Annotated in this window: 19 protein-coding genes, 1 pseudogene and 1 riboswitch; of the genes and pseudogenes, 14 read left to right on the top strand and 6 right to left on the bottom strand. The window is 59.3% G+C overall.

The genetic code is table 11. The features are described 5' to 3' along the window. Nucleotides 1–221 precede the first annotated feature (221 nt). Complete coding sequence (locus tag NXC24_RS27250; RefSeq protein WP_104826506.1) at nucleotides 222–1547, bottom strand: dicarboxylate/amino acid:cation symporter; 1326 nt, start codon at nucleotides 1545–1547, stop codon at nucleotides 222–224. A 221-nt stretch (nucleotides 1548–1768) separates the two neighbouring features. Here NXC24_RS27250 and NXC24_RS27245 point away from each other — a divergent pair, with 221 nt between their 5' ends. From NXC24_RS27245 to NXC24_RS27230, 4 genes are all read left to right on the top strand, one after another. Next, nucleotides 1769–3646, top strand: coding sequence for a sensor histidine kinase (locus tag NXC24_RS27245; protein ID WP_104826505.1), 1878 nt, complete (start codon nucleotides 1769–1771; stop codon nucleotides 3644–3646). Beyond that, nucleotides 3643–5028 (top strand): sigma-54 dependent transcriptional regulator, encoded by a 1386-nt coding sequence (locus tag NXC24_RS27240; RefSeq protein WP_104826504.1) that lies wholly within the window; start codon nucleotides 3643–3645, stop codon nucleotides 5026–5028. The genes NXC24_RS27245 and NXC24_RS27240 overlap by 4 nt, the downstream gene beginning before the upstream one ends. A 272-nt stretch (nucleotides 5029–5300) precedes the next feature. Further along, entirely contained in the window at nucleotides 5301–6293 is a 993-nt protein-coding gene (locus NXC24_RS27235; RefSeq protein WP_245464190.1) for an HlyD family secretion protein, read from the top strand. A gap of 1 nt (nucleotide 6294) precedes the next feature. Then, nucleotides 6295–7902 carry a DHA2 family efflux MFS transporter permease subunit gene (locus NXC24_RS27230; RefSeq protein ID WP_104826502.1) on the top strand — a complete coding sequence of 536 codons (1608 nt, stop codon included), beginning with the start codon at nucleotides 6295–6297 and terminating at the stop codon, nucleotides 7900–7902. A gap of 28 nt (nucleotides 7903–7930) precedes the next feature. On the opposite strand, the gene NXC24_RS27225 is transcribed toward NXC24_RS27230, so the two are convergent. After that, nucleotides 7931–10003, bottom strand: coding sequence for an acyltransferase family protein (locus NXC24_RS27225; protein WP_245464170.1), 2073 nt, complete (start codon nucleotides 10001–10003; stop codon nucleotides 7931–7933). Nucleotides 10004–10223: 220 nt separating this feature from the next. Here NXC24_RS27225 and NXC24_RS27220 point away from each other — a divergent pair, with 220 nt between their 5' ends. Then, nucleotides 10224–10808: a cation diffusion facilitator family transporter gene (locus tag NXC24_RS27220; protein WP_104826501.1), complete on the top strand. Its 585-nt coding sequence runs from the start codon at nucleotides 10224–10226 to the stop codon at nucleotides 10806–10808. A 31-nt stretch (nucleotides 10809–10839) separates the two neighbouring features. Here NXC24_RS27220 and NXC24_RS27215 read toward each other — a convergent pair whose 3' ends face one another. Together NXC24_RS27215 and NXC24_RS27205 are read right to left on the bottom strand one after the other, a co-directional pair. Then, the gene (locus NXC24_RS27215) at nucleotides 10840–12474 is read right to left on the bottom strand and encodes a hypothetical protein (protein ID WP_104826500.1); all 1635 of its coding nucleotides are present in this window, start codon (nucleotides 12472–12474) and stop codon (nucleotides 10840–10842) included. Between the two features lie 648 nt (nucleotides 12475–13122). Continuing rightward, complete coding sequence (locus tag NXC24_RS27205; protein WP_104826498.1) at nucleotides 13123–13269, bottom strand: DUF1127 domain-containing protein; 147 nt, start codon at nucleotides 13267–13269, stop codon at nucleotides 13123–13125. A gap of 420 nt (nucleotides 13270–13689) precedes the next feature. On the opposite strand from NXC24_RS27205, the gene NXC24_RS27200 reads away from it, so the two are divergent. From NXC24_RS27200 to NXC24_RS27180, 5 genes and pseudogenes are all read left to right on the top strand, one after another. After that, nucleotides 13690–15168 (top strand): DHA2 family efflux MFS transporter permease subunit, encoded by a 1479-nt coding sequence (locus tag NXC24_RS27200; RefSeq protein ID WP_104826497.1) that lies wholly within the window; start codon nucleotides 13690–13692, stop codon nucleotides 15166–15168. Between the two features lie 85 nt (nucleotides 15169–15253). Then, nucleotides 15254–15350: riboswitch (TPP riboswitch) on the top strand. 52 nt (nucleotides 15351–15402) lie between these two features. Next, nucleotides 15403–15549: pseudogene (locus NXC24_RS27195) on the top strand (hydroxyethylthiazole kinase); the annotation flags it as partial. A 23-nt stretch (nucleotides 15550–15572) separates the two neighbouring features. Continuing rightward, complete coding sequence (gene thiD / locus NXC24_RS27190; RefSeq protein ID WP_104826496.1) at nucleotides 15573–16373, top strand: bifunctional hydroxymethylpyrimidine kinase/phosphomethylpyrimidine kinase; 801 nt, start codon at nucleotides 15573–15575, stop codon at nucleotides 16371–16373. Between the two features lie 262 nt (nucleotides 16374–16635). Next, nucleotides 16636–18579, top strand: coding sequence for a hypothetical protein (locus NXC24_RS27185; RefSeq protein WP_104826495.1), 1944 nt, complete (start codon nucleotides 16636–16638; stop codon nucleotides 18577–18579). Between the two features lie 23 nt (nucleotides 18580–18602). After that, nucleotides 18603–19730 carry a transporter substrate-binding domain-containing protein gene (locus NXC24_RS27180; protein ID WP_104826494.1) on the top strand — a complete coding sequence of 376 codons (1128 nt, stop codon included), beginning with the start codon at nucleotides 18603–18605 and terminating at the stop codon, nucleotides 19728–19730. A gap of 518 nt (nucleotides 19731–20248) precedes the next feature. Here the strand turns inward: NXC24_RS27180 and NXC24_RS27175 are convergent. Continuing rightward, the gene (locus NXC24_RS27175; protein WP_104826493.1) at nucleotides 20249–21169 is read right to left on the bottom strand and encodes a DMT family transporter; all 921 of its coding nucleotides are present in this window, start codon (nucleotides 21167–21169) and stop codon (nucleotides 20249–20251) included. A 116-nt stretch (nucleotides 21170–21285) separates the two neighbouring features. Between NXC24_RS27175 and NXC24_RS27170 the strand changes: the two genes are divergently transcribed. Beyond that, nucleotides 21286–22161 (top strand): LysR substrate-binding domain-containing protein, encoded by an 876-nt coding sequence (locus tag NXC24_RS27170; RefSeq protein ID WP_104826492.1) that lies wholly within the window; start codon nucleotides 21286–21288, stop codon nucleotides 22159–22161. Here NXC24_RS27170 and NXC24_RS27165 read toward each other — a convergent pair. Further along, a complete protein-coding gene (locus tag NXC24_RS27165; protein WP_104826491.1) occupies nucleotides 22136–23134 on the bottom strand; it encodes a GlxA family transcriptional regulator in 999 nt (332 codons plus the stop codon). The two genes, NXC24_RS27170 and NXC24_RS27165, sit on opposite strands and share 26 nt — an antisense overlap. 98 nt (nucleotides 23135–23232) lie before the next feature. Between NXC24_RS27165 and NXC24_RS27160 the strand changes: the two genes are divergently transcribed. From NXC24_RS27160 to NXC24_RS27150, 3 genes are read left to right on the top strand one after another with little or no spacing between them, the layout of a single operon-like run. After that, nucleotides 23233–24135 (top strand): 3-keto-5-aminohexanoate cleavage protein, encoded by a 903-nt coding sequence (locus tag NXC24_RS27160; protein WP_104826490.1) that lies wholly within the window; start codon nucleotides 23233–23235, stop codon nucleotides 24133–24135. 7 nt (nucleotides 24136–24142) lie between these two features. After that, the gene (locus tag NXC24_RS27155; RefSeq protein ID WP_104826489.1) at nucleotides 24143–25633 is read left to right on the top strand and encodes a carnitine 3-dehydrogenase; all 1491 of its coding nucleotides are present in this window, start codon (nucleotides 24143–24145) and stop codon (nucleotides 25631–25633) included. Nucleotides 25634–25646: 13 nt separating this feature from the next. Next, nucleotides 25647–26807 carry an acyl-CoA dehydrogenase family protein gene (locus NXC24_RS27150; protein WP_104826488.1) on the top strand — a complete coding sequence of 387 codons (1161 nt, stop codon included), beginning with the start codon at nucleotides 25647–25649 and terminating at the stop codon, nucleotides 26805–26807. The last annotated feature ends 2 nt before the right edge of the window (nucleotides 26808–26809 follow it).

Raw genomic sequence — 26809 nt, 5'->3', positions numbered from 1 at the left:
GATGGATTGGAAGCTCGCCTGCCATTTCGTTGGCCATGGAGAGAAAACGGAAAAATCTCCATGTTCTTCAGCACCATCACGTCCGTTTGGCACGGCCTGCAGTGTCAATGGAAAACGTCTGTTGGCGGCCGATGTTCCGGTTTAATTCAGGGTCCAGAAACTGAAAACGGCCTCCCATGAAGGGAGGCCGTTCGCATTTTCCAGAGATGCCGATAGCGTCGTTATTCCGCTGCCTGCAACGCCGGCGGATCGACGTCACTGGTCAATCGCCCAGCCATGGCGGCGGCAAACTTAGTCTGGTCGAGTTCGTTTTCCCAGCGGGCGACGACGATAGTCGCAACGGCATTGCCGACGAAATTCGTCAGGGCGCGGCATTCCGACATGAAGCGATCGATGCCGAGGATGAGCGCCATGCCGGCGATCGGAACCGACGGCACGACGGCAAGGGTAGCGGCCAGCGTGATGAAGCCGGCACCGGTGATACCGGCAGCCCCCTTGGAGCTCAGCATGGCCACGAGCAGCAGCAAGATCTGGTCAGTGAGCGAGAGCGAAGTATCGGTCGCCTGCGCGATGAACAGCGCCGCCAGGGTCATGTAGATGTTGGTGCCATCGAGGTTGAAGGAATAGCCTGTCGGGATAACGAGACCGACGACCGAGCGCTTGCAGCCTGCGCGTTCCATCTTGTTCATCAGGCCGGGAAGTGCTGCTTCCGACGACGAGGTGCCGAGAACGAGCAGCAATTCTTCCTTGATGTAGCGGATCAGCGCCAGGATCGAGAAGCCGTTGTAGCGCGCGACGGCGCCGAGAACGACGAGCACGAACAGCAGCGATGTAGCGTAGAAGGTGCCGATCAGGAAGGCCAGGTTGGCGATCGTGCCGATGCCGTATTTGCCGATGGTGAAAGCCATGGCGCCGAAAGCACCGATGGGCGCGAACTTCATCAACAGGGCGACCATGCGGAAGATCGGCGTGGTCAGTGCCTGCAGGAAGTCCTGTACAGGGCGGCCGCGTTCGCCGACAGCGCCGAGTGCGATACCGAAGACGACCGAGAAGAACAGCACCTGGAGGATGTCCCCCTTGGCGAAGGCGCCGACGATCGTGTCCGGAATGATGTTCATCAGGAAGCCGACCACCGTCGCGTCATGAGCCTGAGCGGCGTAATTGTTGACGGCCTTCGTATCCAGCGTTGCCGGATCGATGTGCATACCAGCGCCGGGCTGTACGACGTTCGAGATGATGAGGCCGACGATCAGTGCCAGCGTCGAGAAGGTCAGGAAGTAGATGAACGCCTTGCCGACGACGCGGCCGAACTTCTTGAGATCCGACATGCCCGCGATGCCGGTGGTGACCGTCAGGAAGATGACCGGCGCGATGACCATGCGGACCAACTTGATGAAGGCATCGCCGAGCGGCTGCAGAGACGCACCGATCTGCGGATAGAAATGTCCAAGCAGGATGCCGGCGGCGATCGCGGCAAGAACCTGCACATAGAGATGCCTGTAAAAGGGAATTTTGCCGTGTGTCTCGGCAGCGACGGGTGCAATCATGATATCCTCCGTTATGCCCAACCGATCCTTCGGCCCTCCGGGCAACGACTACTGATCTTCAACAGCCTCCGACTGTTTGACGGATCGTTGCAACGGGCGTGCCAAATGAAGGATTTCCTAATAATTTATTGATATAAAAGCAGATTTTATGAAGGTCGGTAGCTAGATCTCCAAATCTGTGCGGCAATCCGCACAGATCGAATTGCGATACGCGCGAAATCATGCACAATGTCATGATGCTGCAGCGGCCAACCATGGAACGATTTTCGACGCCAGAGCAGCTAGGCCGGCGCTCTCGCCGTGTCTGGTTGGTCTTTACGGCTTTCTGCGCGATCCTCATCGCAGCCGCGCTCTATGGCGCCGGCGTTTACGGCCGCATGACCGCAATCGAGGCATTGCAGGTCCAGGGTCGCACCGACGCGAACCTGAAGGTCGCACTGCTGAGAGCCGTCCTCGAACGGCCCCGCGCCTTGCCGCTTCTCCTCGCGGACGACCAGCAGGTGCGCGACGCACTTGCGGCGGCCAAAGGCGATGCCGTTACCACGCTCGACCGTAAGCTCGAAAGCCTCGTCTCCGGTACCAAGGCCTCGGTGCTCTACGTCACCGGCAAGGACGGTGTCGCGATCGCATCGAGCAACTGGCGCGAACCACTGAGCTTCGTCGGCAATGATTATTCCTTCCGTGATTATTTCCGGCGGGCGATGGAGGCGGGAACGGCGGAGCATTTCGCGCTCGGCAATGTCAGCAACCGCCCCGGGCTTTACATTTCCCGCCGCGTCGGCGACGCGGAGAACGCGCTGGGTGTCGTGGTGGTCAAGATGGAATTCGACCAGCTCGAAGCCGATTGGCGGGAAGCCGGCCGTCCGGCCTATGTCACCGACGAGCATGGGGTCGTGCTGATCACCAGCGTTCCCTCCTGGCGCTTCATGACGGCATCGCCGCTGCCTGCTGAAAACCTCGCCGCCATCCGCAAGAGCCTGCAATTCGGCGATGCGTCGCTGACACCTCTGCCGATCGCCCGCCCCGAAGCGATCGGTCCGGATGTCTCGATCGTGCGCGCGGTCCTACCGGGAAGCAGCGCTGCGGAATATCTGCGGCTGAGAACAGCAATCCCCTCGACGCCCTGGCAGTTGGACTATCTCGTCCCGACGGATCAGGCAATTTCTTCCACGGTCCGCGAAACGCGCTTCCTCGTCCTGACTGTGCTGGTGCCGATCCTGGCGATCGCCGCCTTCCTGCTAAGGCGCCGCCACGTATCCGTGATGCAGATCGCCATCAGCAGGGTCGCTCGCGAGGAGCTGGAACGGCGCGTATTGGAGCGCACCGAAGATCTCAGCCGCGCCCGGGATCGGCTCGAAGCGGAAATTGCCGATCACCGCACGACGGAGGCGAAGCTGCAGGTCGTGCAGCAGGATCTGGTACAGGCCAATCGCCTAGCAATCCTCGGCCAGGTCGCCGCCGGCGTCGCCCATGAGATCAACCAGCCGGTCGCGACCATTCGCGCCTATGCCGACAATGCCCATATCTTCCTGGAGCGACAGCAGATCGCGCCGGTAAAGGAAAATCTTACTTCCATAGCGGCCCTGACCGAACGGATCGGCACGATTACCGAAGAGTTGAAGGCATTTGCCCGCAAGGGACGAACCGCGCCGGAACCGGTGGAACTGAGGAGCGTCATCGAAGGCGCCGTGATCCTGCTCAGAAGCCGCTTTGCCGGCCGGCTCGATGCGCTGGCGATCGATCCTCCGCCCGCCGGATTGGCGGTCATCGGCACACGCGTTCGGCTCGAGCAGGTGCTGATCAATCTCTTCCAAAACGCGCTCGAAGCGCTGGAAGGGCGCGAACAGCCGAAAGTCGAGGTTTCGGTGCAGGAAACGACCGACGGCATTGCTGTCATCGTCTCTGACAACGGCCCCGGTATTCCGCCGGCGATCCTCCATTCGCTGTTCACGCCGTTCAATACATCGAAGGAAAAGGGCCTCGGCCTCGGTCTTGTTATCTCCAAGGACATCGTCGCCGACTATGGCGGCCGCATCGAGGTTGAAAGCGGCGAGAACGGCACCCGTTTCACCATTCATTTGCGCAGGGCAATTTCATGAGCGACGTTTCCGCGGTCTTTCTAATCGACGACGACAGGGACCTGCTGAAAGCGACGAAGCAGACGCTAGAACTCGCCGGCTTTTCCGTTTCCGCCTTCTCCACCGCGGCCGATGCGCTCGGCGCGCTGGAGGCCGGTTTTGCCGGCGTGATCGTCTCCGATATCCGCATGCCGCAGATGGATGGACAGCAGCTATTCAGTCGCGTCAAAGAGCAGGATGCCGACCTGCCGGTCATCCTGGTCACCGGCCATGGCGATATTCCGATGGCGGTCAAGGCGATCCAGGACGGCGCCTATGACTTCATCACGAAGCCCTTCGCCACCGACCGGTTGGTACAAAGCGTGCGGCGGGCGGCGGAAAAGCGCCGGCTCGTTCTGGAAAACCGCGCGCTCCGCATTGCGGCCGAACAGGCACAGGGCGATCTGCCGTTGATTGGCCAGACCCCTGCGATGGAGCGGCTGCGTCATACGCTGCGGCAGATCGCGGATACGGATGTCGATGTGCTGGTGACCGGCGAGACCGGCAGCGGCAAGGAGGTGGTCGCAAGCCTCTTGCATCGCTGGAGCCGGCGCGCCAAGGGCAATTTCGTGGCGCTCAATTGCGGCGCGCTGCCGGAGACCGTCATCGAAAGCGAGCTTTTCGGCCACGAGCCCGGCGCCTTTACCGGCGCGCAGAAGAAGCGCATCGGCCGCATCGAGCATTCAAGCGCCGGCACGCTGTTTCTCGATGAGATTGAAAGCATGCCGCCGGCAATACAGGTACAGATGCTGCGTGTGCTGGAAATGCGGGAAGTGACCCCGCTCGGCACCAACGAGGTGCGTCCTGTCGACCTCCGCGTGGTGGCGGCCGCGAAGGTCGATCTCGGCGACCCGCGCCAACGCGGCGACTTCCGTGAGGATCTCTATTACCGCCTCAACGTCGTCACCATATCCATCCCGCCGCTGCGCGACCGGCGCGATGATATCCCCCTGCTCTTCGGCTATTTCGCGGATCGCGCCGCCAGCCGCTTCAAGCGCGAAGTGCCCGCCATGTCCGCCGCTATTCGCCATCATTTGCAGAGCCACGATTGGCCGGGCAATGTTCGAGAGCTTTCGCATTTCGCGGAGCGTTTCGTTCTAGGTCTGGAATCGGCGGCGGAGCCGAAGGCAAGCGAAATCGTCTCCGCAGATAACACATTGCCCCTGCCCGCCCGCATCGAGCGCTATGAGGCCGAGCTGATCCGCGAGACCCTCGCTCAAAACGGCGGCGATGTCCGCCGTACGATCGAGGCCCTCGGCATCCCGCGGAAGACTTTCTACGACAAGCTCCAGCGCCATGGCATTGTTCGGGGAGATTTTGCAGGCTTCGATGGTGACGACCGACGACCACGCGTGGGTGATTAGAGCATGTCTTCGGCCCTGCGACAAAACCGCCATGCCGGGGCGCCGATCAAAGCGATCAGGAACTGATCTTCTACCCAAACGTTACCGACCCTATGGCCAACAGATATGAGAGTTGTGCCGTGGTCGATGATCAGCATCTCGCTCAGAAAGACAACCAGACCGAACCTCGGATTGAACGTGTCCATCCCGGCAACGATCACCAGACTGACCGGGCGGAGAAAAAGCGTCCGTCATTCGTCCGCAGGCATCCCCTTTGGATCCTGCTTGGCCTGATTGTTGTCGCTGCCCTTGCCGCCGCCACGTGGTTCGCCTGGCAGATCTATTTCCAGCCTTATGAATCGACCGACGACGCCTTCATCGACGCTCGCAGCTTCTCGCTTGCCATGAAGGTTTCCGGCTATGTCACCGATGTTCCCGTGACCGACAATCAGCATGTTCAGGCTGGCGATGTCATCCTGAAGATCGATCCGCGCGATTACCAGATCACCCTCGACCAAGCCAACGGACAGGTAAATGTTGCGGCCGCCGCGCTCCAAAGCGCCGGTGCCCAGATCGACGCCGCAGGCGCCGCGATCGATGTCGCAAAGGCCCAGCAGAACTCGGCAGCGGCGGCGCTGCAATATGCCGAGCAGGAGGCCGCACGCCAGCAGCAACTGGTCAAAAGCGGTTCCGGCAGCGTGCAGGCAGTGCAGCAGGCGACCTCCAACCTGCAGCAGAGCCAGGCGAGCCTTGCACAGGCCGAGGCAAACATAACCTCGGCGCAGAAGAACAAGGCGGTTGCCGAAGCCCAGAGGGCGAGTTCTGCCGCGAGTTTGAGCCAAGCGCGGGCTCAGGCCGAAGAGGCGCAGCAGAACCTCAAATATACGACGATCGTCGCGGCCCAACGCGGCCGTGTCGTCCGCCTCACTGGTGCCAAAGGGCAATACATCGAAGCCGGACAGGCCATCTCGATGTTCGTTCCCGACGAAATCTGGATCACCGCGAATTTCAAGGAGACGCAGTTGACCGACATGCGGCCGGGGCAGCCGGTGGATGTGACGATCGATGCCTATCCGGATCACAAGCTGCACGGCAAGGTCGCATCGGTTCAGCCCGGCTCCGGCACGGCGTTCTCCCTGCTTCCCGCCGAGAACGCGACCGGCAACTATGTGAAGGTCACACAGCGCGTGCCGGTGAAGATTGTCGTCGACAATTGGCCGGCGGATCTCTCGATCGGCCCTGGCATGTCCGTGGTCCCCACGGTCACCGTCCGGCCGAGGCGCTGACATGAGCGGCGCAAACACAACCGCTGGCAGAGCGACCACCCCCGCCGCGGGCGCCACCAATCCATGGCTGATCGCGGTCGTGGTCTCGCTTGCGACCTTCATGGAAGTCCTGGACACGACGATCGCCAATGTGGCGCTGCGCTATATTTCGGGCGGCCTTGCAGTCAGCGCCGACGAGGCTTCCTGGGTGGTTACGACCTATCTCGTTTCCAACGCAACCATTTTGGTCGCCAGCAGCTTCATCGCCGAACGATATGGCAGACGTCGCTTCTATCTCTCTTGCCTCGCGATCTTCACGATCGCCTCCGTTCTCTGCGGACTGGCGTGGAATCTCCAATCGCTTCTCATCTTCCGCGTCATCCAGGGATTTGCCGGCGGCGGCATGGTGCCGACGTCGCAGGCGATCCTCGCCGATTCATTTCCGCCGGCAAAACGCGGCCAGGCATTTGCGATGTTCGGCGTTGCGGTCGTGGTGGCGCCAGTGATCGGCCCCACGCTCGGCGGCTATCTCTCGGATAATTATTCATGGCACTGGTGTTTCCTGATCAACGGCCCGGTGGGCGTCTTTGCCTTCATCCTCGTCTATTTTCTGGTGGAGCGATCGCAGGAAATGCGCCGAAAACGGCAGGAGCTCCGCAGGCAAGGCATCCGCTTCGATCTTGTCGGCTTCCTGCTTGTGGCAACGTTTCTGGGTTCGCTCGAACTCGTTCTCGATCGCGGCCAGACGGAAGACTGGTTCGATTCGAATTTCATCATCGCCATGACGGCGCTTTGTGTGTTGGCCTTTGCACTGGCGATCCCCTGGGTGCTGACGAAATCGAACCCGATCATTGATGGACGGCTGCTTGGAACCCGGCAGTTCGGATCCTGTTTCATCGTCATGATGGCAACCGGCGCGATCCTGATCGCGACGACGCAATTCCTTCCGCAGGTCCTGCAGCAGGATTATGGATACACCGCCACCTGGGCCGGCCTCGCGCTATCGCCGGGCGGTCTCGTCACCATGGTCATGATGTTCGTCGCGGGTCGCCTGACCACGGTGGTCCAGCCGAAATACATGATCGCCACCGGTGCATTGATCATTGCAGGGTCGATGTGGTGGCTGACGCGGCTCAATCCCAACCTCAATTTTGCGTTCTTCGTCTGGTCGCGGCTTTATATCGGATTGGGCCTGCCGTTGATCTTCATCGCGATCACCTCAGCCTCTTATTACGGCCTGCGGCCGGACCAGACCAATCAGGCCTCCGCCATGATCAACGCGGCGCGCAATATCGGCGGCTCGATCGGTGTCTGCATTGCCTTGAACGTTCTGGCACATCGCGAGCAATGGCACCAAAGCCGGCTCGTCGAACACATAGTCCCATCCGCCCCAGCCTACCAGGAGACCCTCCAGACCATGACGCGCTACTTTGCGCAGAAAGGCGCGACCATGGCCGACGCGCAATCGCAGGCGACAGCATGGATCGGACAACAGGTTCAGATGCAATCGAGCTATCTCGCCTATATCGACGTTTTTTACGTGCTGACTCTCATCGCCCTCTCGGCAATCCCACTTGCCCTGATCCTCAGCAATATCGACCTTGGAAAAGGCGGCGGTGGAATGCACTGAAGGCTCAAGGCATCTTGCGTTGAACCGGTTATGAATTACCGAAGGCAGCGGATGTTCGCTTCGGGGCCGAGAATATGGGAGAGAACAGGTAGCTGAGCCTTTTCGAGGTAGTGGCTGTGATGTGGTCGGCATCCTTATAGAGCGGCATGCCGTCTTGTGTCGCGTCGCAATGCCCATCGTGGCAGATCGCAGGCAGCGGGTCGACTATAGCCGCGCCGTATTTGGCCGCTAGACCAGCCAGAATAGCGCGCGACAATGCCTGCCGTTTCGCAACGTAACTCCACGGCGGGGCAACCTCCGTCGATGTCTTGGTCATCACAGCCTTGGCGACGGCTTCCGGCATGTACCGGCCCATTTCCGGCACGTCCATGACCAGCACAACCTTGGTTCCCTGCTGCGTCAGCTCCGCCACCAGCCTGTCGAGGGATGCCGTGACTGGTGCGGACTTGTCCTCTAATGGCGGCGGCACCGATGGGTCGAAGTAGACGCCCTCATGCGGCAACTCGGCATCATGCACATATTTCGGCCAGTAGGCGATCAGGAATACCAGCGGAATATGCTTCGATCTAACGAGATCACGGACGGCTGCATTGAACTCGCCGCACCGCTTCACATCACCGCGAGCCGGAAGCTGCGCATCCGGCAATGGCGGACATGACGCATGTCCCGCAAACAGACCGGAAACGCCAGCCTGTTTCGCCGCCTCGTCAATCGCCGGAGACATAGCTCCGGAATGCGAATCTCCCCAAACAAGGAAGGAAGGAGAGGCCGATCCGTCAGCGCCGAGCGGACAAAGTTTTCCCGCGCGTATGTCTGATAGAGACGGGCCGGTCGTATCGGAGTCGGCAAAACATGGCGGTGCGCCGTAACGGCTGATGTCATATGTTGCGGCGTAGACCTTCTGTACATCGGCCGGGAGGCGGCTCGGCGCACCATTGTCGCGAATGACGTAGCTACCGAATCCGACCACCGCGACCATGACCACTGCTGCGGCCGCGAATAAGGGCCTTCGACCCAAACGACTGCCACGACCGCGAAAAGGCTGCTCGATGAACCGCCACGAAAATGCGGCGAGAGCGAGCGAGACGACGACGATCAAGCCACTCTGGACCGGGGAAAGCTCGCGGCCAAAGATTTCGCGTGTGAAGACGATGATCGGCCAATGCCAGAGATAGAGGGAATAGGAAACCAGGCCGACGAACACTAGCGGCCTCGCCCGCAGCGCTCGTCCGGCCAATCCATGTTCCGCTCCAGCATAGATCACCAGGGCCGCACCGAGGCAGGGCAGCAAAGCGGCAGGGCCGGGAAATAGAGTATGATCGGTGAAACCGAAGACGGCGATGGCGATCAGGATTACGCCGAGGGCCGCAAGGCTCTCCCGCACCACAGGCCGGGCCGGTCTCGGTATCACATGGAAAGCCAGCAAAGCGCCGATCAGCAATTCCCAGGCGCGGAACTGCAAAAGGTAGAATGCCGCCGCAGGCGTGCGGAAGACCGTCCAGGCACTCGCCGCGAACGAGGCGATCAACAGGCCAAGCAGAATGGGCACCGTATAGCGCCGCGCAAATCGGTTGACCGCCAACAGCAGCAGCGGAAACAGGATGTAGAACTGCTCTTCGACTGCCAGCGACCAGGTGTGCAGCAGCGGTTTCAACTGCGCGCCGATGTCGAAATAACCGCTCTCCTTCTCGAACTGAATGTTCGAGGTGAACAATGCGGCGGCCTTTACACTGCGGGCGAAATATTCCAGCTCGACCGGCATCAGAAGCAACCATGCCGCTATGGACGAGGCTGCAAGGACGGCAAAGAGCGCCGGAAAAATTCGCCGTATTCGCCTCTCGTAGAAACGCACGATGCTGAAATCGTCGCGAGCAACCTCACCCGAGATCAGCGAAGCCATCAGGAACCCGGAGATGACGAAGAAAACATCGACGCCGACGAAACCGCCGCTGAACCCCGGAATGCCCGCGTGATAAAGCACGACTGGCAGGATCGCCAGCGCGCGAAGCCCGTCGATATCGGCGCGATATTTTAAATGGCCTGGAATAGGCTGGCGCACGAACTCCGGAACAGGAGAATCACGCAGTACTATGAGATTCAATCTTATTCTCCGAAGGCCACGAGGGTTCTGCGTCTGGCGTGGCCAAGCTGTTATCGCGGCGAGCTGACGTTAAACTGAAAACTCACCGCAGCGACTTAGGTTCAGCCCATATTCGTCTTGTTCGGTCGCTTAGCTGAGGTTTGGTGGATTTCAGCGGGTTGTAAGGAAGACCTAATAGCTCTCGATAAGCTGGGGTCGGCGAGGAGTGTGAAGAGCTGATATGACCAACATTACACTCCGCAACGTGGTCAAACGTGTGGCGCTTCTTAACCTCGGCTATTTCTGTGTCGAGTTTGTGGTCGCGCTGTCCATCGGTTCGGTATCGCTCTTTGCCGACAGCGTCGATTTCCTCGAAGACGCGTCGGTTAATCTCCTGATCCTGATGGCACTAGGCTGGAGCGCCCGCAATCGCGCCCGCGTTGGCATGGCTCTTGCCGCGATCCTGCTCGTTCCCGGGCTGGCGACCATCTGGACCGCCTGGAAGAAATTCATGATGCCGGTTGCGCCGGAACCACTGCCCCTATCGCTGGCGGGCCTCGGCGCGCTCGCCATCAATCTTTCCTGCGCCATGATGCTGGCCCGTTTTCGCGCGCATGGCGGCAGCCTAACCCGGGCAGCGTTTTTATCGGCTCGCAACGACACGCTCGCCAATGTCGCCATCATTGCGGCAGGTCTCGTGACCGCATTTCTCTGGAATTCCGCCTGGCCGGACCTGATCGTCGGCATCGCCATCGCCACCATGAACGCCGATGCGGCGCGTGAGGTATGGACGGCGGCCAGGGGCGAACATAGTGCCGCCGCCTGAGATGCCCTGCTGTCGCCGCTTCGGTGGGATGCTAGGCTTGCACGCCTGACGTGCGGGCCATGCTCGGCTGGGATGCCAATTGCGCGGCCATGTCAGCCGTTCGATCTAGGACCGTCATTGCCTGTGAGATGAGCTCATCAAGCGCATCGGCACTCTCACAAGCCCGCACGATCAACGGCGCACTCAGGCATATCCTCAAGGCACTGGCGGGCATATCGCCGAAATCGGCGCAGCGAACGGGCTGACCGAGACGCACCGGTATAAGGCCGTTCTGCTCAACGGCAAGGTTCTTGTATACCGCGGCCATCTCCGTCGCCGTCAGGATGCCGTCCTGATGGGGATTGCGCAGATAGAATGAGAAGATCGAAGGTATTTCATCCCAGCCCGGGGCGTGCGAGTCGCCGCACAGGCTCTTCCGGTCTATCGGTCGGCTATCGAGCAGTTCGAAGGCCCTATCGTGCTTCAGCCGCTCTCCGACCGCCTCTGCAAAAGCGTTCAGCACCGAAATCACCTTTTGCTCAGGCATGCCAACGAAGCGCTCCAGTTCCAACAGCGCCGCCTTCCATCGCAGCAAGAGGCCGAAATTGGCGTGATCTGGCAACGCGTCCCGGGCCACCCAGCCTTCCGGCCAATCCGCTTTCGCGCAATAATCGGCAAAAGCCGGAGACAAAGGCCGCTGTTTCAAGCGATCCGACATCCGAGGCGGACACAGCAGCGCCCCGCTGAAAATCGGACCGGCCAGGAATTTGGAGCCGGTGACGGCCACAAGGAAATCATGGGCCAGATAGGCACGGATCGTTGCCCCGGAGACGCGAAACTGGCAGGCGTCGATCATGATATCGAGCATGGCGCCGAAGCGCGCTTTCAGGCGAAAGACCGTTTCGAGGCCTGGCGCCAGCAGGCTGGTCTTGGAAACATCCGTGACGACCAAAAGGCATCTGAGTTCAGCCGCGCGGGCAAGCTCGATCAACCCCCTCAATTCCAATTCTATCTCTTCTTCGCTCCGCAACGTGCCATCCGGATTGCGCACCGCGACCGTCGTATTTCGCGTGGCATGTCCCGGGCTTAGTTCCTCACCCTTGGCGACGGGCCTATTACTGCTGACGCGGCTCATGAAGTGGCGCCCGGCTGCCGCGGTCATCACCCCGCTCCCGGTCTCGTTGCCCATCAGCGTGATGGTCATCAAGGTTCGATCGTCCTGGCGCGCCAGCAGCTCCGCAGCGAAAAGATGGATATCGGTGCCTGACGTCGCCATGACGGCATCCACCCGCGAAGGCCCTGAGCCTTGATCGAGGCCAAGCAGATGCAGCAGTTTCGTCCGCATCCGCGCGATCTCCCGCGCGTAGATGTCGGCCGCAGGCCGCGTTTCCATCTCCCGCAAAAGATCAGCATAATAAGCGCCGACCGCCGCGAAAGCCGGTGCGGAAATGGTCGATGCCGTCGAGGAGCCGAAGGCCAGATCCTGCGGTCGGGGCGATGGCCCGTAACCATACATGTTGAGACCGGTTGCAGCGTCGCACTCCAATCTCTCGTCCCCACCGGAAATCAGGCAGGTGAGAAGCGCATCCTTGTCCTTGCCGGACGGCTTTAACGGCGCGCCTGCGGTCTCAGCCATTTTGCCGTTCGAGGCAAGGCCGGGGGCGTAGTCGTCAAAGGTCTTCAGCATGCGGAAACATTCCTCTCACAGTCCTGAGATCGAAACGCGTCAAGCGCCGCGATCTGCACGAGGCCCGCAGGATGATTTCGGGCACGGAACATTAGGACAAATAAGATGGAGCGAAGCTGACTTGCCGATGGGACGCAGATGGCGGCACCAACGATTGCTCGATATTTTCCGCACGAATGGGTCATCCGGCAAGCGCAGGCGCGGCCCCTCTACGGCGAAAAGCTCATTGAGCTCATGACAACATCGAGAATCGATCAACTCTCCCTGCTGTTGCCGAAGCTCCAAACGAAAAAGCCTGCCGCGGGAGGAGGTGCGGCAGGCTTTCGAAAAGAACCGAACAGTAGCTGGGAGGAGGAGTGCTACTGTTCCCGCAGACGACCTTGGGAGGAGGATAAGGGCGCCTACATCACGAAGGGATGCGGGAGGAGGTGCATCGCTTCGATAACCAAGATCATATCGCAGATTTGCTCAGTTCATAGGCATTTCTTTGCAGGGCAGGCATGCGTTGTGCGAAAAGCGGGATGCTCCATTAGCATCGACTTACATTGAAAATGCGGGAAACCGCCGACAGCGTGCGCAAAACAAAAGCGCCCGCTCGGGAGGAAGCAGGCGCTGACGAAAAGTCGAAGTTATGGCGTTTATGAGCCGTTAGCGAGCAACCGCACCGCGAGCGATGTTGCGGATGTCGCCGCGGCCGATACCGAGGTCATCCAGTTCGCGCGTGGACATACGGCCCAGTTCGGCGACCGTTTGACGATACTTGCGCCAGTTGTTGAAAGAGCGTGCTACGTTCATGATGATCCCCTTTCTTCGGGCATTCGAAGCCGAGCTGCCGTCCGTGGCGCTCCCCTTTGCTTCGATGAGAGGTATATAATACGGCACCCTCGGTTATTGCAGCGCCAAGGCTTCACTGCACCCATGCAAGTAGCGCATGGGTCTGAAGGCGGCCCATTCTGTCACTTCAAATTCTCTCTCCGGACCAGGCCAACCGAAACATCTTTAGGGTTGACCTTTGTCAGCCCATTAGCATTCTTGCCGGTGAGCAACCGGCAAGAATTGCAGGCGCGCGTTGCTCAGACAATCAATGGCGCAAAAATAATTCGCTGCACGTGTCGTAATCTCACGCGGCCGTTCGTCATAATCGGGAAAGCGCCAAGCGGTTCACCGTTCCAGGCAATTCGATTGCCCTTCTGAATTCAAACTCAAGGCAGCACCATGACGACCGAAAGCCAGACTTTTGCCGATGTGGAACAGGATATTCCCACCGTGGAAGACCATAGTGCCCGCAACAAACTCGTTATAGCCCTGCTGCTGGTGTCGGCTTTTGTCGTCATTCTCAACGAAACCATCATGGGTGTTGCGCTCCCCCATCTGATGGCGGATCTCGATATCACCGCGAGTGCCGCTCAGTGGTTGACCACGGCCTTCATGCTGACCATGGCCGTCGTCATCCCGATCACCGGATACCTGCTGCAACGGCTCAACACCCGGCCAGTATTCATTCTCGCCATGTCGCTCTTCAGCGCCGGTACGCTGATCTCGGCGCTGGCGCCGGGTTTCGCGGCGCTTGTTCTCGGGCGGATCGTGCAAGCCTCGGGCACGGCGATCATGATGCCACTGCTGATGACGACAGTGATGACCTTGGTGCCGCCGGACTCCCGCGGCAGGACCATGGGTAATATCTCGGTCGTCATTTCCGTGGCGCCGGCCATCGGGCCCACCATTTCCGGCCTCATCCTTTCGGCGCTCGAATGGCGCTGGCTGTTCCTCCTGGTCTTGCCGATCGCGTTGGGCGCATTGACGCTTGGCGCCTTGCGGATGAAGAACGTGACGGTTCCAACCACCGCGCCGATCGATATCTTTTCGATCATCCTCTCAGCCATCGGTTTCGGCGGTTTCGTCTACGGCCTCAGCGGGCTCGGCGACGCAGCACTTCGCGCGCCCGTGGTGTCGCCATGGATTCCGCTCCTGACCGGCGCTGTCGTCATCGCGGTTTTCGTATTGCGTCAGTTGCATTTGCAGAAACAGGATAGAGCGCTGCTCGATCTGCGCACCTTGACCACAAAGACCTTCACGATCGCCGCCGCCATGATGGCCATTCTGATGATGTCGATGTTCGGCGTCTTCATCCTGCTGCCCATCTATCTGCAAAACGTGCTGGGATTGTCGACGCTGCAAACCGGACTGCTGTTGCTGCCTGGCGGGCTGATCATGGGCCTTTGCGCACCGACCGTCGGGCGCCTGTTCGATAAATACGGTCCAGCACCGTTGATCATTCCGGGGGCCATCATGCTCAGCATGGTGATGGGCGGACTGGTCTTCATTCAGCAGGATACGCCGTTTTGGATGCTGTTGATCGCCCATATCGTGCTCAGCATCGGTCTTGCGCTGATGTTCACGCCGCTATTCACCGTCAGCCTGGGATCGCTACCGCCGAACCTCTATTCGCATGGCAGCGCCATGCTCGGTGCGACCCAGCAAGTCGCCGGTGCCGCCGGCACCGCGCTGTTCGTCGCGATCATGACGCTCCGGTCCACCAGCCTCTCCGCTAGCGGCGCCAGTATCCTTACGGCAACGACTGGCGGCATTAAGGCGGCATTTCTCTGTGGGACGATCATCTCGCTGGGAGCGATCGCGGCGGCCTTGTTCATCAGAAAGCCAGAACACGGGCCGGAGGTGGGCCACCACCACTAGAGACATTTAACGCTGCGGAAGCTCGGTCATCTCGATACTGCGATTTGCTGGTGACAGGGCGGTCTTTCTCTGCGAAAAAGACGGTGATGAGAGACAGGGGCGCCCGTCGCGTGATGGGCTGAGAAGCACCCTTTGAACCTGAACCAGATAATGCTGGCGGAGGGAGTCGCTCGGGGTCTCGGCGTGCTCTTGTCGTTGTCCCCTTCGCGTCTCGCCCCGCCCGAAAGGGGCGATATGCAAGATAAAACCACTCCCGGCGCGCTGCTGACGGCCATGCGGACAAACCCTCCACTGGTGCTATGCATCACCAACTTGGTCGCGACGGCGTTTGCCGAAACGGAGGTCGGCGAATTCGCCGCAATCTCCGGTGCGTTGTCTATCGGCTGGATCAGAAAGGCACGCCCATGATCCGAAACGTCCTCTCCATCGCCGGCTCCGACCCCTCCGGCGGCGCCGGCATTCAAGCCGACCTGAAGACATTTTCGGCACGCGGCATCTACGGCATGGCGGCGCTGACCGCGTTGACGGCCCAGAACACGCAAGGCGTTTCCGGCGTTCACCCCGTTCCTCCGCAGTTCGTCGCCGATCAGATCAAGGCGATCTTTGCCGATATACGCGTCGATGCCGTCAAGATCGGCATGATTGCCAATGCGGCAATCGCCGAAGCCGTTGCCGATGCGCTCGCTCCCCATCGAGGCGTGCCGATCGTGCTGGACCCCGTCATGATCGCCAAGGGCGGTGCAGCGCTGCTTGCCGCGGATGCTGTCGACGTCCTGACCAACCAGCTTCTTCCCCTGGCCACGCTGCTGACGCCCAATCTGCCGGAAGCGGCGGCGCTTCTGCACGAACCCGTTGCCGAAAATCGCGAGACGATGGCGCGGCAGGCAGAAAGCTTAGCAAAGCTCGGCCCGCTGGCCGTTCTGGTCAAGGGCGGGCATCTTGCCGGCAATGAAAGCCCTGATGTTCTCGCAAGCCCGGAGGGGCTGACCTGGTTCGAAGCCGGTCGCATGCCAACCAAGAATACGCATGGAACCGGCTGCACGCTGTCCAGCGCCTTGGCGGCGGAGATTGCAAAGGGTTCGACACTGACGGAAGCTGTTGCCACCGCCAAGCATTATCTTGCGGGCGCGGTTGCGGCGGCCCAAACGCTCACCGTCGGCACCGGTCATGGGCCGGTCCAGCACTTCTACGAGCTTTGGCCATAAAGCTGAACGGCGACATATGTCGACTAACAGGCGAACATACGTCCTTTGCCACGCAGTTGACGCAAGTTTTAAGTGCGACATAATTAAAAATCACCACCATTAAAAGAGTGAACACATGATCAAGTTCTTATTGATGATGAGTGTCCTCGCTTTTGGAATTGCTGGTTTTGTCGTCGTTGACGAGAACCGAGCAATGGCCGCTGGTCCCTGCAATTCATCAGCTCAAAACTGCCCCTGAGAGATAGACCTCGGACGCTTGGCGATGAACGATTTGATCTACGCGGGCGCCATTGCAGCCGGAGCGGTGACGCTGCTGATCGAGGCATCTCGGAATTTCAACTCGCAAACCGGCGACCATCCATTCTCGCTGCACCCGATTCTCAAAGAAGTCGAGGTGAGGAACCTCTGCACGACCGGCGAGATTATCGCTGGTTTCACCTTCTATGCTGGCTTGTACCTTATCGTCTACGCCGTGGTCTTGGGGTCGGCAGAGGTGTATGACCTGTTATTGAGCGCGAGCAAGGCCAGAAGCGAAATCGGTGCAACCGACAACGTCCTGTTGCCCGCAAGTGACCCGTCGGTACTGTCTGCGACGAGCTACGGCAAACCCATCTTCGTTTCTGCCCTCTTAATTTCATTCCTGTCGATTGGTGCTGTCAAACCCATCGAAGCGACGATGAGAAGTCTTGCTCATCGGATGGCCGGCATCCCCCGGGGCGTCTACAGGGTCATAGAGAGTCTACGCAGCGTGGACTATGAGGAGTTCCTAAGAGATCAACCGGGATTGTTGGTCACAAGTTTTCGCGACGCGACTGAATCAATCAAGAATAGTATCGGTTTAGGCAGGAAAATAGCGGAGATCGAGTCATCGTTGGCCACAATTGACTATCTCTCAGTCGCTACAAACGCGAATAATCGAATGCTATACTTCCCGCTATATCAAATGTCTGAGCTGGAAGCACTGTCGAACAAGCTCGACGGGCAGCTCACCGCCTTGCATGACCTCATAGCTGCTTTACAAAAGAAGCTTCAATCCGGCAGCGAAGACGGAGCCGCAAAGCCCGATATACATGAAATATGGGACGCGCTTTCGAATCTCCAGCGCGAAGCGGCGATCGCGCGATCGAATACGATGGCAGTGTTCGCCGTCTTATTTGTGCGCAATAACCGGTCAGTCTTCAGCCAAAGCGGCTTGCTCCGCAGGCGCCCTCCGAAACTCGGTCAGAAGTCTCAAAGGAAAGAAGAAACAAGACCTCTGAGCCCGATGGAAAAAACCATAAAGCGAATCCAGGAAAAATATAACGCCGAACAAAACTCGTTCGCGATCAGCATGATGGTTGGCTTGGTCCTTGGCGCGATCGCGACTTTTCTCATTTACAACCAGTGGCGTGACTGGAAAGTGCAAAGTGATCCAGGCGTGTATAGCGAACAAACACGCGTCTTAGAGAACGAAATTGCTAATCAAGTGAGAGCAAACAATAATGCAAGCGCGAACAATGATAAATTAAATACAAAGGATACCATCGCCCAGCCTGTTTGTTCTCCAGCTGACGCCGACTGCAAGACGAAGGAAGCCATTCACCGATATAATCTTTCCCAACGGCCCATTTTTATCGAAACGACAGCCTGGGATACTCTTCATTCGGGACTTCTGGTTCTCTTGAGCGTTTTCTTTGTGCTCGTCGCGCGCGAGGTACGCATCGAGCAACAATCATGGCGAACGGACTGGAAATTCTATCAATTTCCGTTCCTGACGCTGCTTGGCATGTCCTTGCTGTCGGGGCTTATCGCAGTTTTTGCGTCGGCTGCGGTCAACTTTGCTAAGTTGGCATGGGCCGTAAATTTTCATCTGACACAAACGCAAATCATTTTTTTATTCGAACAATCGGGAGAGTTTTTTGCCCTCCATTTTGGGGCCGGGTTGATCCTCTCATTCGCGGCCCTCGTTATTATGGATAAGCACAGGCATCTCAGTGTTTTTTGGACAGTATTAATCAGTATTATTTTCTCTGCAGTATATGCGGGATATATGTGGCTTGCGATTTTCCTGACCTATGGATCTGCACTTCCCTCAGCACCAAAAGCCGCTTTGTTCTCTCAACAAACGAGAGACACGTTTATTTTTTGCTTCGTTCCATTTCTATTTCTTCTGACATTTGCCGTTATGCTTGAGATTACGGAGGCTGGAGACGACGACGCGAAATAGAAACTGAACTAAGGGGGCGATCAATGAATACTGCACTGCTCAGTTCGCTTTTTGCGTGTTTTACCTTTATTGCGGGAGGGGTCGCGGAAGCCGAGCCTCCCCAGCAACCGCCAGTCACGACATGCAACGAGAAGACGCAGCTTTGCATCGGGGTCCGAAGCGATGCCCGGCCCTTTTCCTATAGGTCCAGCCTGCCCGGCGAGAAGGCATCCGATGCGGCACGCGGTCCGTTGGAACGAGCCGGTTATACGGGCTACATGGTGCGAATATGTGATGCCGCCCTCGCCGAGATGATACTGGACGCAAAGCCAGGCGAATTGACCTTCAATGACATCGGCATCTACGACATTGACGAGGCGCGTGAAAAAGAAGCTTCAGCAGGTGCGACCACCGTTGCAGGCAAAGACGCCACCACGAGCAACACTATTTCCCCGATAAACGATTCGCGTTTCCTCGACCTTGGCGTCAAGTTTGACATACTTTGCGATCCGGCAACGATCACCAATGAACGGCGCAACGGCTTCATAGTTTCTGCGCCGCTCTTTTTAACCGGGATAAGCTACATCACACGCAAGGGGGAGGATCCGCCGGATAAAATCTGTTCCTACCCCAAAAAGCCACTAATCGGTCTTGTAGGTGGGACGACAGCTCAGAATGAGGGAATCAACGCGCTTCTGATTGCGCATGAGCTTCCCAAATTCGAAGACGCGCTAATCGATTACTTGCGCGGCGATCCGCTGAATCCGGATTCAAAGCCTTTGTGCGGAGAAGGTACTGAAAACAGGGTCAAGTCCTATAGCGGGTATACAGCCGCGGCAAACGCATTCTGCCATGATGATTTTCACTATTTCGTGGGTGATCTCGAAATCATTACCGAAAACGTCAAGATGATCCCGGGATGCGCATATGACAACGGCACGAGGACTTATACTAACGATCGCTACGCAGTCTTCGGGAAGGCTAGGCCCGAGAATGACAATAGGGGTACCGCGCGTCAGTTGCTGGTCGCCAGTTTTTTTGAGTTTCTTTCACAAAAGGTCGTGTTCAACCCCTCCATCCTCGACAAGGCTTTCGGTGATACGTTCCAAGGCGCAACTCCCAGCCACAAGCTCGACGTATTTTACTGGAGTGTCCGCGGGGAGCGCGAATAAGACGCCCGTCACCACGACAAGATCCCTATCGCCAGTGGGATGACTCGTGTGAGGTCCAAGTCATTATCAATATCGGTCGATCCGGAGGAAAACGTCCGGCTCTACGTCCGCATTTCACTGGTGCGCTTTATTGCTTCAATTCTCGCTCGAACGCTTCGATCTGCCGGAGCACCCATGGATCATCGGCGGAATAGTGAACGGTCTCCTGCTCCGCCCGCTTCCGGCATCGCTCCGAGAGCCAGTCAATCAAAGCGAGAAGCAGCCGCATGCGAGTTATCCGTGCTGTCCAGGGACTTGAGAGGCCCGGCCACCTGCCTCGTGAGCTGTCAGCAGCCGAGCCTCGATCAACCGCAAGGCGTTGCGGCGATTGTTTATTTGCCTTCCGCTAAATGAATGTTAGCTGAACAAATATACAGCTTATAAGAGAATATTTATATTCGTCATGGAGATCGCTGAGGTCATATTGCTCCTCTCGGTCTAGCGTCTGGTTTCAAGCGTGATACCTTCCAGATCTGGTCTTATGGGCATGTTGTTCTAGGCTCTGGGCTGCGCCGGCTCTTCTTGAGATCGATGAACGTGTGCCAGAGGACGGTGGCAAGGATGATGGCGCCGCCGACGAAGGTGGCAAGCGGCGGTTTTTCGGAAAAAAACAGCCAGACCCAGAATGGCGTGAGCACAATCTCCATCGTCCCGATAAGAGCGGCGTCCGCGGGCGGCATGCGCTTCGCGCCGGCGAGAAACAGGACGAGCGCAAAGGAGAAATTGGTTGCTCCAAAGGCGGCAAGCACCAGCCAGTTGTGTAGATCGAGCGAACCGACCGAGCTGAACGGCGCAAAGATGACGAGTGTCAGGAAGGCACCGATGATAGTCGGCGGCAGGCTCGGTACACTGCGGTCGATGCGCGGAATGATGATGACCAGGGCGAATGAGGCCGTCATCCCGAGCGCTAGGAGATCGCCGAGACCGGTGCCGCCGCCGATCGAGGAGGCAACGATGATCGCCACGCCGAGCAGGCAGACGCCGCCTGCAATCAGCGTTCTCCGCGGCACCCGCTCCTTCAAGATCGCCCAGCCGAGGAAGGCGGCGATGAAGGGCGCCGTGGCATAGATCATGGTCACATTCGCGACGGTGGTCATATAAAGCGCGCCGATGAAGCAGGCCTGGCTGAAGGTTTGGCAGGCGATCATCGCAAGCCCCGACGGGTGAAAGACCGAGCTCCATTGGCGGCGCGAGAATCCGCCTTCAAGAAAGAAGCTCGGGATCAGCAGGAACAATCCGCCGAACAGGGACCGCCAGGCGATCGCCGTCCAGAGATCCGTCGTCAGCAGCCGCGCATAGACGCCGCTGGCGCTCCAAGCGAGCGTTGCCGCAACGACGAGGGCGACGCCCTTTTCGTACTCATTGGCAGAGAATGATCTGGCGGGGGCCTGAATGGTCATGTGCGGTATCTCGGAAGCGAAGCACCTGAACGGATCGCCCCTGTGTGCGCCGATATTTGACATCAGACAAACGAATAGTAGAGATATATGCCATCGGAAATTTTTGTGGCTTGCCCATGCGCGAACCCATCGAAAGCGATTTGCTCCGGACGTTTCTCATCATCACCGAGACGTCGAATTTTTCCGTTGCCGCACAGCGCATTGGCCGCACGCAATCGGCCGTCAGCGCCCAAATCAAGCGTCTCGAAGAAATTGTCGGCGAGGCGCTATTCGAAAGAAGCGCACGTGGGGTCGTGCTGACCCGGCCGGGAAATCAGTTGCTGCCCTACGCCCGACGGATCGTCGACCTGTTGAACGAGGCCGCTGCGACGATCCGCACCAAGCCGTTGAATGGACCTGTGCGGATCGGAATTCCAGAAGAATATAGCCAAACCGTCCTGCCCGCGGCGCTTGCCGCCTTCGCTGTCCGGCATCCAGCCGTCGAAGTGACCGTTTCCTGCGACTACACCGCTCGAAATCTCAGCGCGCTGGAGAAGGACGAACTCGATATCGCTGTGGTCTTCGACTGGAGCAATCAGACCACCGGCGAGGTGCTCTGCATCGATCCGACAGTCTGGGTAACATCGTTGGTGCACCGCTTGCATGACGCGACGCCGCTGCCTGTTGCGACATACCGGAACTCGACCTGGGCGCGCGACTTTGCCCTGCGTTCCCTGGAGCAGCAGGCGCGGCCCTATCGCATCGCCTTCGTTGCCGATACCAGTTCCGGCCTGAAAAACGCCGTCTCCGCAGGCCTCGCCGTCACGACGCTATCCCGCAGTAACATTCCGCATGGCTGCCGGGAGCTGACGAGCGACGACGGCTTTCCGCCGGTCGATTCCTCGCGCGTCGTGCTTCGCCGCAATCCCTATCATTCCAGCGAGGCGATCCAGGAGCTCGCGGAAATGGTGCGTGAAGCCTTCCAGCCTATGTCGGCTCTGCTGCAGCCGTAGAGCGCCCGCGCAGGCGCCGCCGCGTGCCGGAGGGACTTTCCGAAAAACTGGCGCGATAGCTTCGGGAAAATGCCGAAGCCGAGTTGAAGCCGGTTGCCGCGGCAATCTCAGCGAAAGAATCCTTGGTCTCGATCACCTTGCGGCGCGCAGCATTGAGCCGAAGGGCGAGATAATGCACATGCGGAGGCGCGCCGATGCTTTCCTGAAAGAGCGCCTGGAGATGGCGAGCGCTGAGGCCGATGCGCCGCGCCAGGCGCGTCAGGACCAGCGGTTGCTCGATGTTTTCCTCCATCAGACGAATGGCCTGTGCAACGCGCGGGTCGCGCATCCGCAAGCCGGCGGTCGAGGGCGAAAGCTCAGCCGCGCTCCGCGTATTGGCCGGCTCGTAGATAAAAAGCCTGCTGACTTCGAGCGCAAGCGAATAGCCCTGCCGCCGCCGGATGATCTCCAGCATCAGGTCGACGGTCGGCAGCGAGCCGGCGGTGGTGATGCGCTTGCCGTCGATCACGAAACGATCCTTGACGGCACGGACCTGCGGATAGGCTAGCGCGAAATCGTCGAAATCCTCCCAATGAACAGCCGCCGAAACATCGTCGAGAAGGCTTGCCTCGGCGAGCAGCCAACTGCCGGATTCGATGCCCGCCATCATCGAACGGTAGCGCGCCGTCTGCGACAACTGCATCTTCAGCGCCTGCGTCGCGCTGCCCCGCCAATTGTAGCTCGCCAGCACGAAGAGCGGAGTGGTGTCGCTTGTGGGGCGGAAGCCGCCCGACGCAGGAACCGGGATATGGCTCGTCGTTTCGACGGGCGCGCCATCAAGTGTAAACAAGCGCCAGCGATAGATCTCGGCTCCGGAGATACGATTGGCCCCACGCAACGGTTCGATCACCGAAGCAATCAGGATCAGGTTCGTTTCCGGAAGCACCAGCAGATCGATGTCGAGTGGTGTGTTGGACGAAGTCAGCACGGGCATTCCCTGATATTTCCGGTAATGTATCGTTCTCTTCCGAAAATGCAAAGCATGGGAACGTCGCATGCCTCGTAATGGGCTCAATACGAGGGAGAACAAAAATGCCTCTTGCGATGAACCGCGATGTCTTCATCACCTGCGCCGTCACCGGCGCCGGCGACACGGTTTCCAAATCCAGCCATGTTCCGATCACTCCCAAGCAGATCGCGGAATCCGCGATCGATGCCGCCAAGGCTGGTGCCGCCGTCGTCCACTGCCATGTCCGCGACCCCGAGACCGGCGCCGCGAGCCGCCGCAACGATCTCTACAGGGAAGTGACGGATCGCATCCGCTCTGCGGATGTCGATGTGGTGCTCAACCTGACCGCCGGCATGGGCGGCGACCTGATCTTCGGCGATGTTGAAAGCCCCCTGCCCCTTAACGCCCGCGGTACTGACATGGCAGGCGCCTCCGAGCGCGTCAGCCACGTCGCCGAATGCCTGCCGGAAATCTGCACGCTCGATTGCGGCACGATGAACTTCAGTCTCGGCGACTATGTCATGACCAACACGCCCTCCATGCTGCGGGCGATGGCAAAGAAGATGACGGATCTCGGCGTGCGTCCCGAGATCGAAGCTTTCGATACCGGTCATCTCTGGTTTGCCAAGCAGCTTGCCGAGGAGGGTCTTATTGAGGACCCGGTCCTCATCCAGCTTTGCATGGGCATCCCCTGGGGGGCGCCCGATGACCTCAACACCTTTATGGCGATGGTCAATAACGTTCCCGAAAGCTGGACCTTCTCGGCCTTTTCGATCGGCCGTAACGCCATGGCCTATCCGGCGGCGGCGATCCTTGCCGGCGGCAACGTTCGCGTTGGGCTCGAGGACAATCTCTATGCCGGAAAGGGCATGCTCGCGACCAATGCGCAGCTCGTCGAAAAGGCGGTGCAGGCGGTCGAAGGCATGGGCGCGCGCATCATCGGCCCCGAGGATGTCCGCAAGAAGCTAAAACTGACGAAGCGCTGAGGCCACCATGACCAGGATCAACAAGGCAGCCTGCATCGGCGGCGGCGTCATCGGCGGCGGATGGATTGCCCGCTTTCTGCTGGCGGGTATCGATGTCGATGTCTTCGACCCGCATCCGGAAGCGACCCGCATCGTCGGCGAAGTTCTGGCGAACGCGGAAAAAGCCTATGCGATGCTGACCGGTGCGCCGCTTCCACCGCGCGGCAAGCTCACTTTCAGGGACACGCTTGAAGCGGCCGTCGGCGATGCCGACTGGATCCAGGAAAGCGTGCCCGAGCGGCTCGACCTCAAACGTAAAGTCCTGACGCAGATCGATGCGGTAGCAAGGCCCGATGCCCTGATTGGCTCATCCACTTCGGGGCTGCTGCCAACCGATCTGCAACGCGATATGCGTCATCCGGAACGCCTCTTCGTCGCCCATCCCTATAACCCCGTCTATCTGCTGCCGCTCGTCGAAATCGTCGGCGGTGAAAAGACTTCGATGGAAACGATCAAGGCCGCCATGGCCCGGCTGCCGCCAATCGGCATGAAGGGCGTGCACATTGCCAAGGAGATCGAAGCTTTCGTCGGCGACCGTCTGCTGGAAGCCCTGTGGCGCGAGGCGCTTTGGCTGATCAAGGACGATATCTGCACGGTAGAGACGCTGGATGACGTCATCCGCTATTCCTTCGGCCTGCGCTGGGCGCAGATGGGTCTGTTCCAGACCTACCGCATTGCCGGCGGCGAAGCGGGTATGCGGCACTTCCTGGCGCAGTTCGGCCCGGCCCTGCAATGGAACTGGACGAAGCTTATGGATGTCGTCGATCTCGACGACGCCCTTGTCGAAAAGATCGGCCAGCAGTCGGACGAACAGGCGGCAGGCCTGTCGATCCGCGAGCTGGAGCGCATTCGCGACGAAAATCTCGTCGGCATCCTGCAGACGCTGAAGGGCGGCCATGGCGGCAAGGGCTGGGGCGCCGGCAAGCTGCTTAAGGAATTCGAGCACGGCCTCTGGGCCTCCGCCGGCGGCGACAAAAAGCTGGCGGATCTCGCGCAGCCTCTGCGTCTGATCGAAACCAAAGTCAGCCCGGCATGGGTGGACTACAACGGCCATATGACGGAACACCGCTATCTGCAGGTCTTCGGCGACACGTCTGACGCGTTGCTGCGTCTGATCGGCGTCGATCTCGATTATGTCGAGCGCGGTCACAGCTACTATACAGTGGAGACTCATATTCGCCATCTTGGCGAAGCCAAGCTCGGCCAAGCTATCCATTCCACCTGCCAACTTCTGTCCGCCGACGAGAAGCGACTGCACGTGTTCCATACGATCTACGACACGATAACCGGCGAAGCGATCGCCACCGCCGAACAGATGCTGCTGCATGTCGACGCCAAGGCCGGCAAAGCCGCTCCCGCACCGGAGGAGGTGCTGAGCAAAATAAGGCCGATTGCCGAGGCCCACGCAAGACTGCCTGTGCCTGAAGGCGTCGGGCGTCATGTCGGACAAAAGCGTTAGGAGGGGAGCGATCATGAATTTCGGGCTCAACGAAGAGCAGGAGATGATCGTCCAGACGGTCCGCGACTTCGTGGAGACGGAGATTTATCCGCATGAAAACGAGGTCGAGCGTACCGGCCTCGTGCCGCCTGAGCTTGGGGACGAGATCCGGCGCAAATGCATCGAGCTCGGCTTCTATGCCTGCAATTTCCCCGAGAAAATCGGTGGCGCCGGGCTTGATCACGTCACCTTCACCCTTGTCGAGCGCGAGCTGGGTCGGGGCTCGATGGGGCTCACCGTCTTTTTCGGCCGTCCTTCCGGCATTCTGATGGCCTGCGAGGGCGAGCAGCGCGAACGCTATCTTCTGCCGGCCGTGCGTGGCGAGAAGATTGACGCGCTCGCCATCACCGAACCCGACGCCGGCTCCGACATGCGCGGCATGAAATGCGCAGCCCGGCAGGATGGCGACGATTTCGTTCTGAACGGCACCAAACATTTCATCTCGCACGCAGACATCGCCGATTTCGTCATCGTCTTTGCCGCAACCGGCGAAGAGGAAACGCCGAGGGGCGTGAAGAAGAAGATCACCGCTTTCCTGGTCGATCGCGGCACGCCGGGGTTCGAGATCCTCAAGGGCTACGATTCAGTTTCCCATCGCGGCTATCACAACGTGATACTGAGCTTCACGGATTGCCGTCTGCCTAAATCCCAAGTGCTGGGTGGGGTACATCGCGGCTTCGATATTGCCAATGAGTGGCTTTACGGAACGCGTCTGACGGTCGCCGCGAGCTGTGTCGGGCGGGCCCGGCGCGTTTTCGATCTGGCGCTGCCCTATGCGGCGGAGCGGAAACAGTTCGGCAAACCGATAGGCGCCAATCAGGGCGTGTCGTTCAAGCTTGCCGACATGATCACGGAGATCGACGCCGCCGACCTGCTGACACTATCCGCCGCGTGGAAACTGGATGCCGGCATCCCGGCCAATCGCGAGATTGCGTCCGCCAAGCTCTACGCCTCCGAAATGCTTGCCCGCGTCACCGACGAGGCGATCCAGATTTTCGGCGGCATGGGCTTGATGGACGACCTGCCGCTTGCCCGTTTCTGGCGCGATGCGCGCGTCGAACGCATCTGGGACGGAACCTCGGAAATTCAGCGTCACATCATCAGCCGCGATCTGCTGCGGCCATTCGGAGCGTGATC

This window comes from Rhizobium sp. NXC24, assembly GCF_002944315.1.
Lineage (GTDB): Bacteria > Pseudomonadota > Alphaproteobacteria > Rhizobiales > Rhizobiaceae > Rhizobium.
This window is presented reverse-complemented; position numbering and strand designations above follow the sequence as displayed.

What these genes read in the sequence shown, in the direction of transcription:
- NXC24_RS27250 (WP_104826506.1), bottom strand. Translation starts at nt 1,547, where the DNA reads ATGATTGCACCCGTCGCTGCCGAGACACACGGCAAAATTCCCTTTTAC.
- NXC24_RS27245 (WP_104826505.1), top strand. Translation starts at nt 1,769, where the DNA reads ATGCACAATGTCATGATGCTGCAGCGGCCAACCATGGAACGATTTTCG.
- NXC24_RS27240 (WP_104826504.1), top strand. Translation starts at nt 3,643, where the DNA reads ATGAGCGACGTTTCCGCGGTCTTTCTAATCGACGACGACAGGGACCTG.
- NXC24_RS27230 (WP_104826502.1), top strand. Translation starts at nt 6,295, where the DNA reads ATGAGCGGCGCAAACACAACCGCTGGCAGAGCGACCACCCCCGCCGCG.
- NXC24_RS27220 (WP_104826501.1), top strand. Translation starts at nt 10,224, where the DNA reads ATGACCAACATTACACTCCGCAACGTGGTCAAACGTGTGGCGCTTCTT.
- NXC24_RS27215 (WP_104826500.1), bottom strand. Translation starts at nt 12,474, where the DNA reads ATGCTGAAGACCTTTGACGACTACGCCCCCGGCCTTGCCTCGAACGGC.
- NXC24_RS27205 (WP_104826498.1), bottom strand. Translation starts at nt 13,269, where the DNA reads ATGAACGTAGCACGCTCTTTCAACAACTGGCGCAAGTATCGTCAAACG.
- NXC24_RS27200 (WP_104826497.1), top strand. Translation starts at nt 13,690, where the DNA reads ATGACGACCGAAAGCCAGACTTTTGCCGATGTGGAACAGGATATTCCC.
- thiD (WP_104826496.1), top strand. Translation starts at nt 15,573, where the DNA reads ATGATCCGAAACGTCCTCTCCATCGCCGGCTCCGACCCCTCCGGCGGC.
- NXC24_RS27185 (WP_104826495.1), top strand. Translation starts at nt 16,636, where the DNA reads ATGAACGATTTGATCTACGCGGGCGCCATTGCAGCCGGAGCGGTGACG.
- NXC24_RS27180 (WP_104826494.1), top strand. Translation starts at nt 18,603, where the DNA reads ATGAATACTGCACTGCTCAGTTCGCTTTTTGCGTGTTTTACCTTTATT.
- NXC24_RS27175 (WP_104826493.1), bottom strand. Translation starts at nt 21,169, where the DNA reads ATGACCATTCAGGCCCCCGCCAGATCATTCTCTGCCAATGAGTACGAA.
- NXC24_RS27170 (WP_104826492.1), top strand. Translation starts at nt 21,286, where the DNA reads ATGCGCGAACCCATCGAAAGCGATTTGCTCCGGACGTTTCTCATCATC.
- NXC24_RS27165 (WP_104826491.1), bottom strand. Translation starts at nt 23,134, where the DNA reads ATGCCCGTGCTGACTTCGTCCAACACACCACTCGACATCGATCTGCTG.
- NXC24_RS27160 (WP_104826490.1), top strand. Translation starts at nt 23,233, where the DNA reads ATGCCTCTTGCGATGAACCGCGATGTCTTCATCACCTGCGCCGTCACC.
- NXC24_RS27155 (WP_104826489.1), top strand. Translation starts at nt 24,143, where the DNA reads ATGACCAGGATCAACAAGGCAGCCTGCATCGGCGGCGGCGTCATCGGC.
- NXC24_RS27150 (WP_104826488.1), top strand. Translation starts at nt 25,647, where the DNA reads ATGAATTTCGGGCTCAACGAAGAGCAGGAGATGATCGTCCAGACGGTC.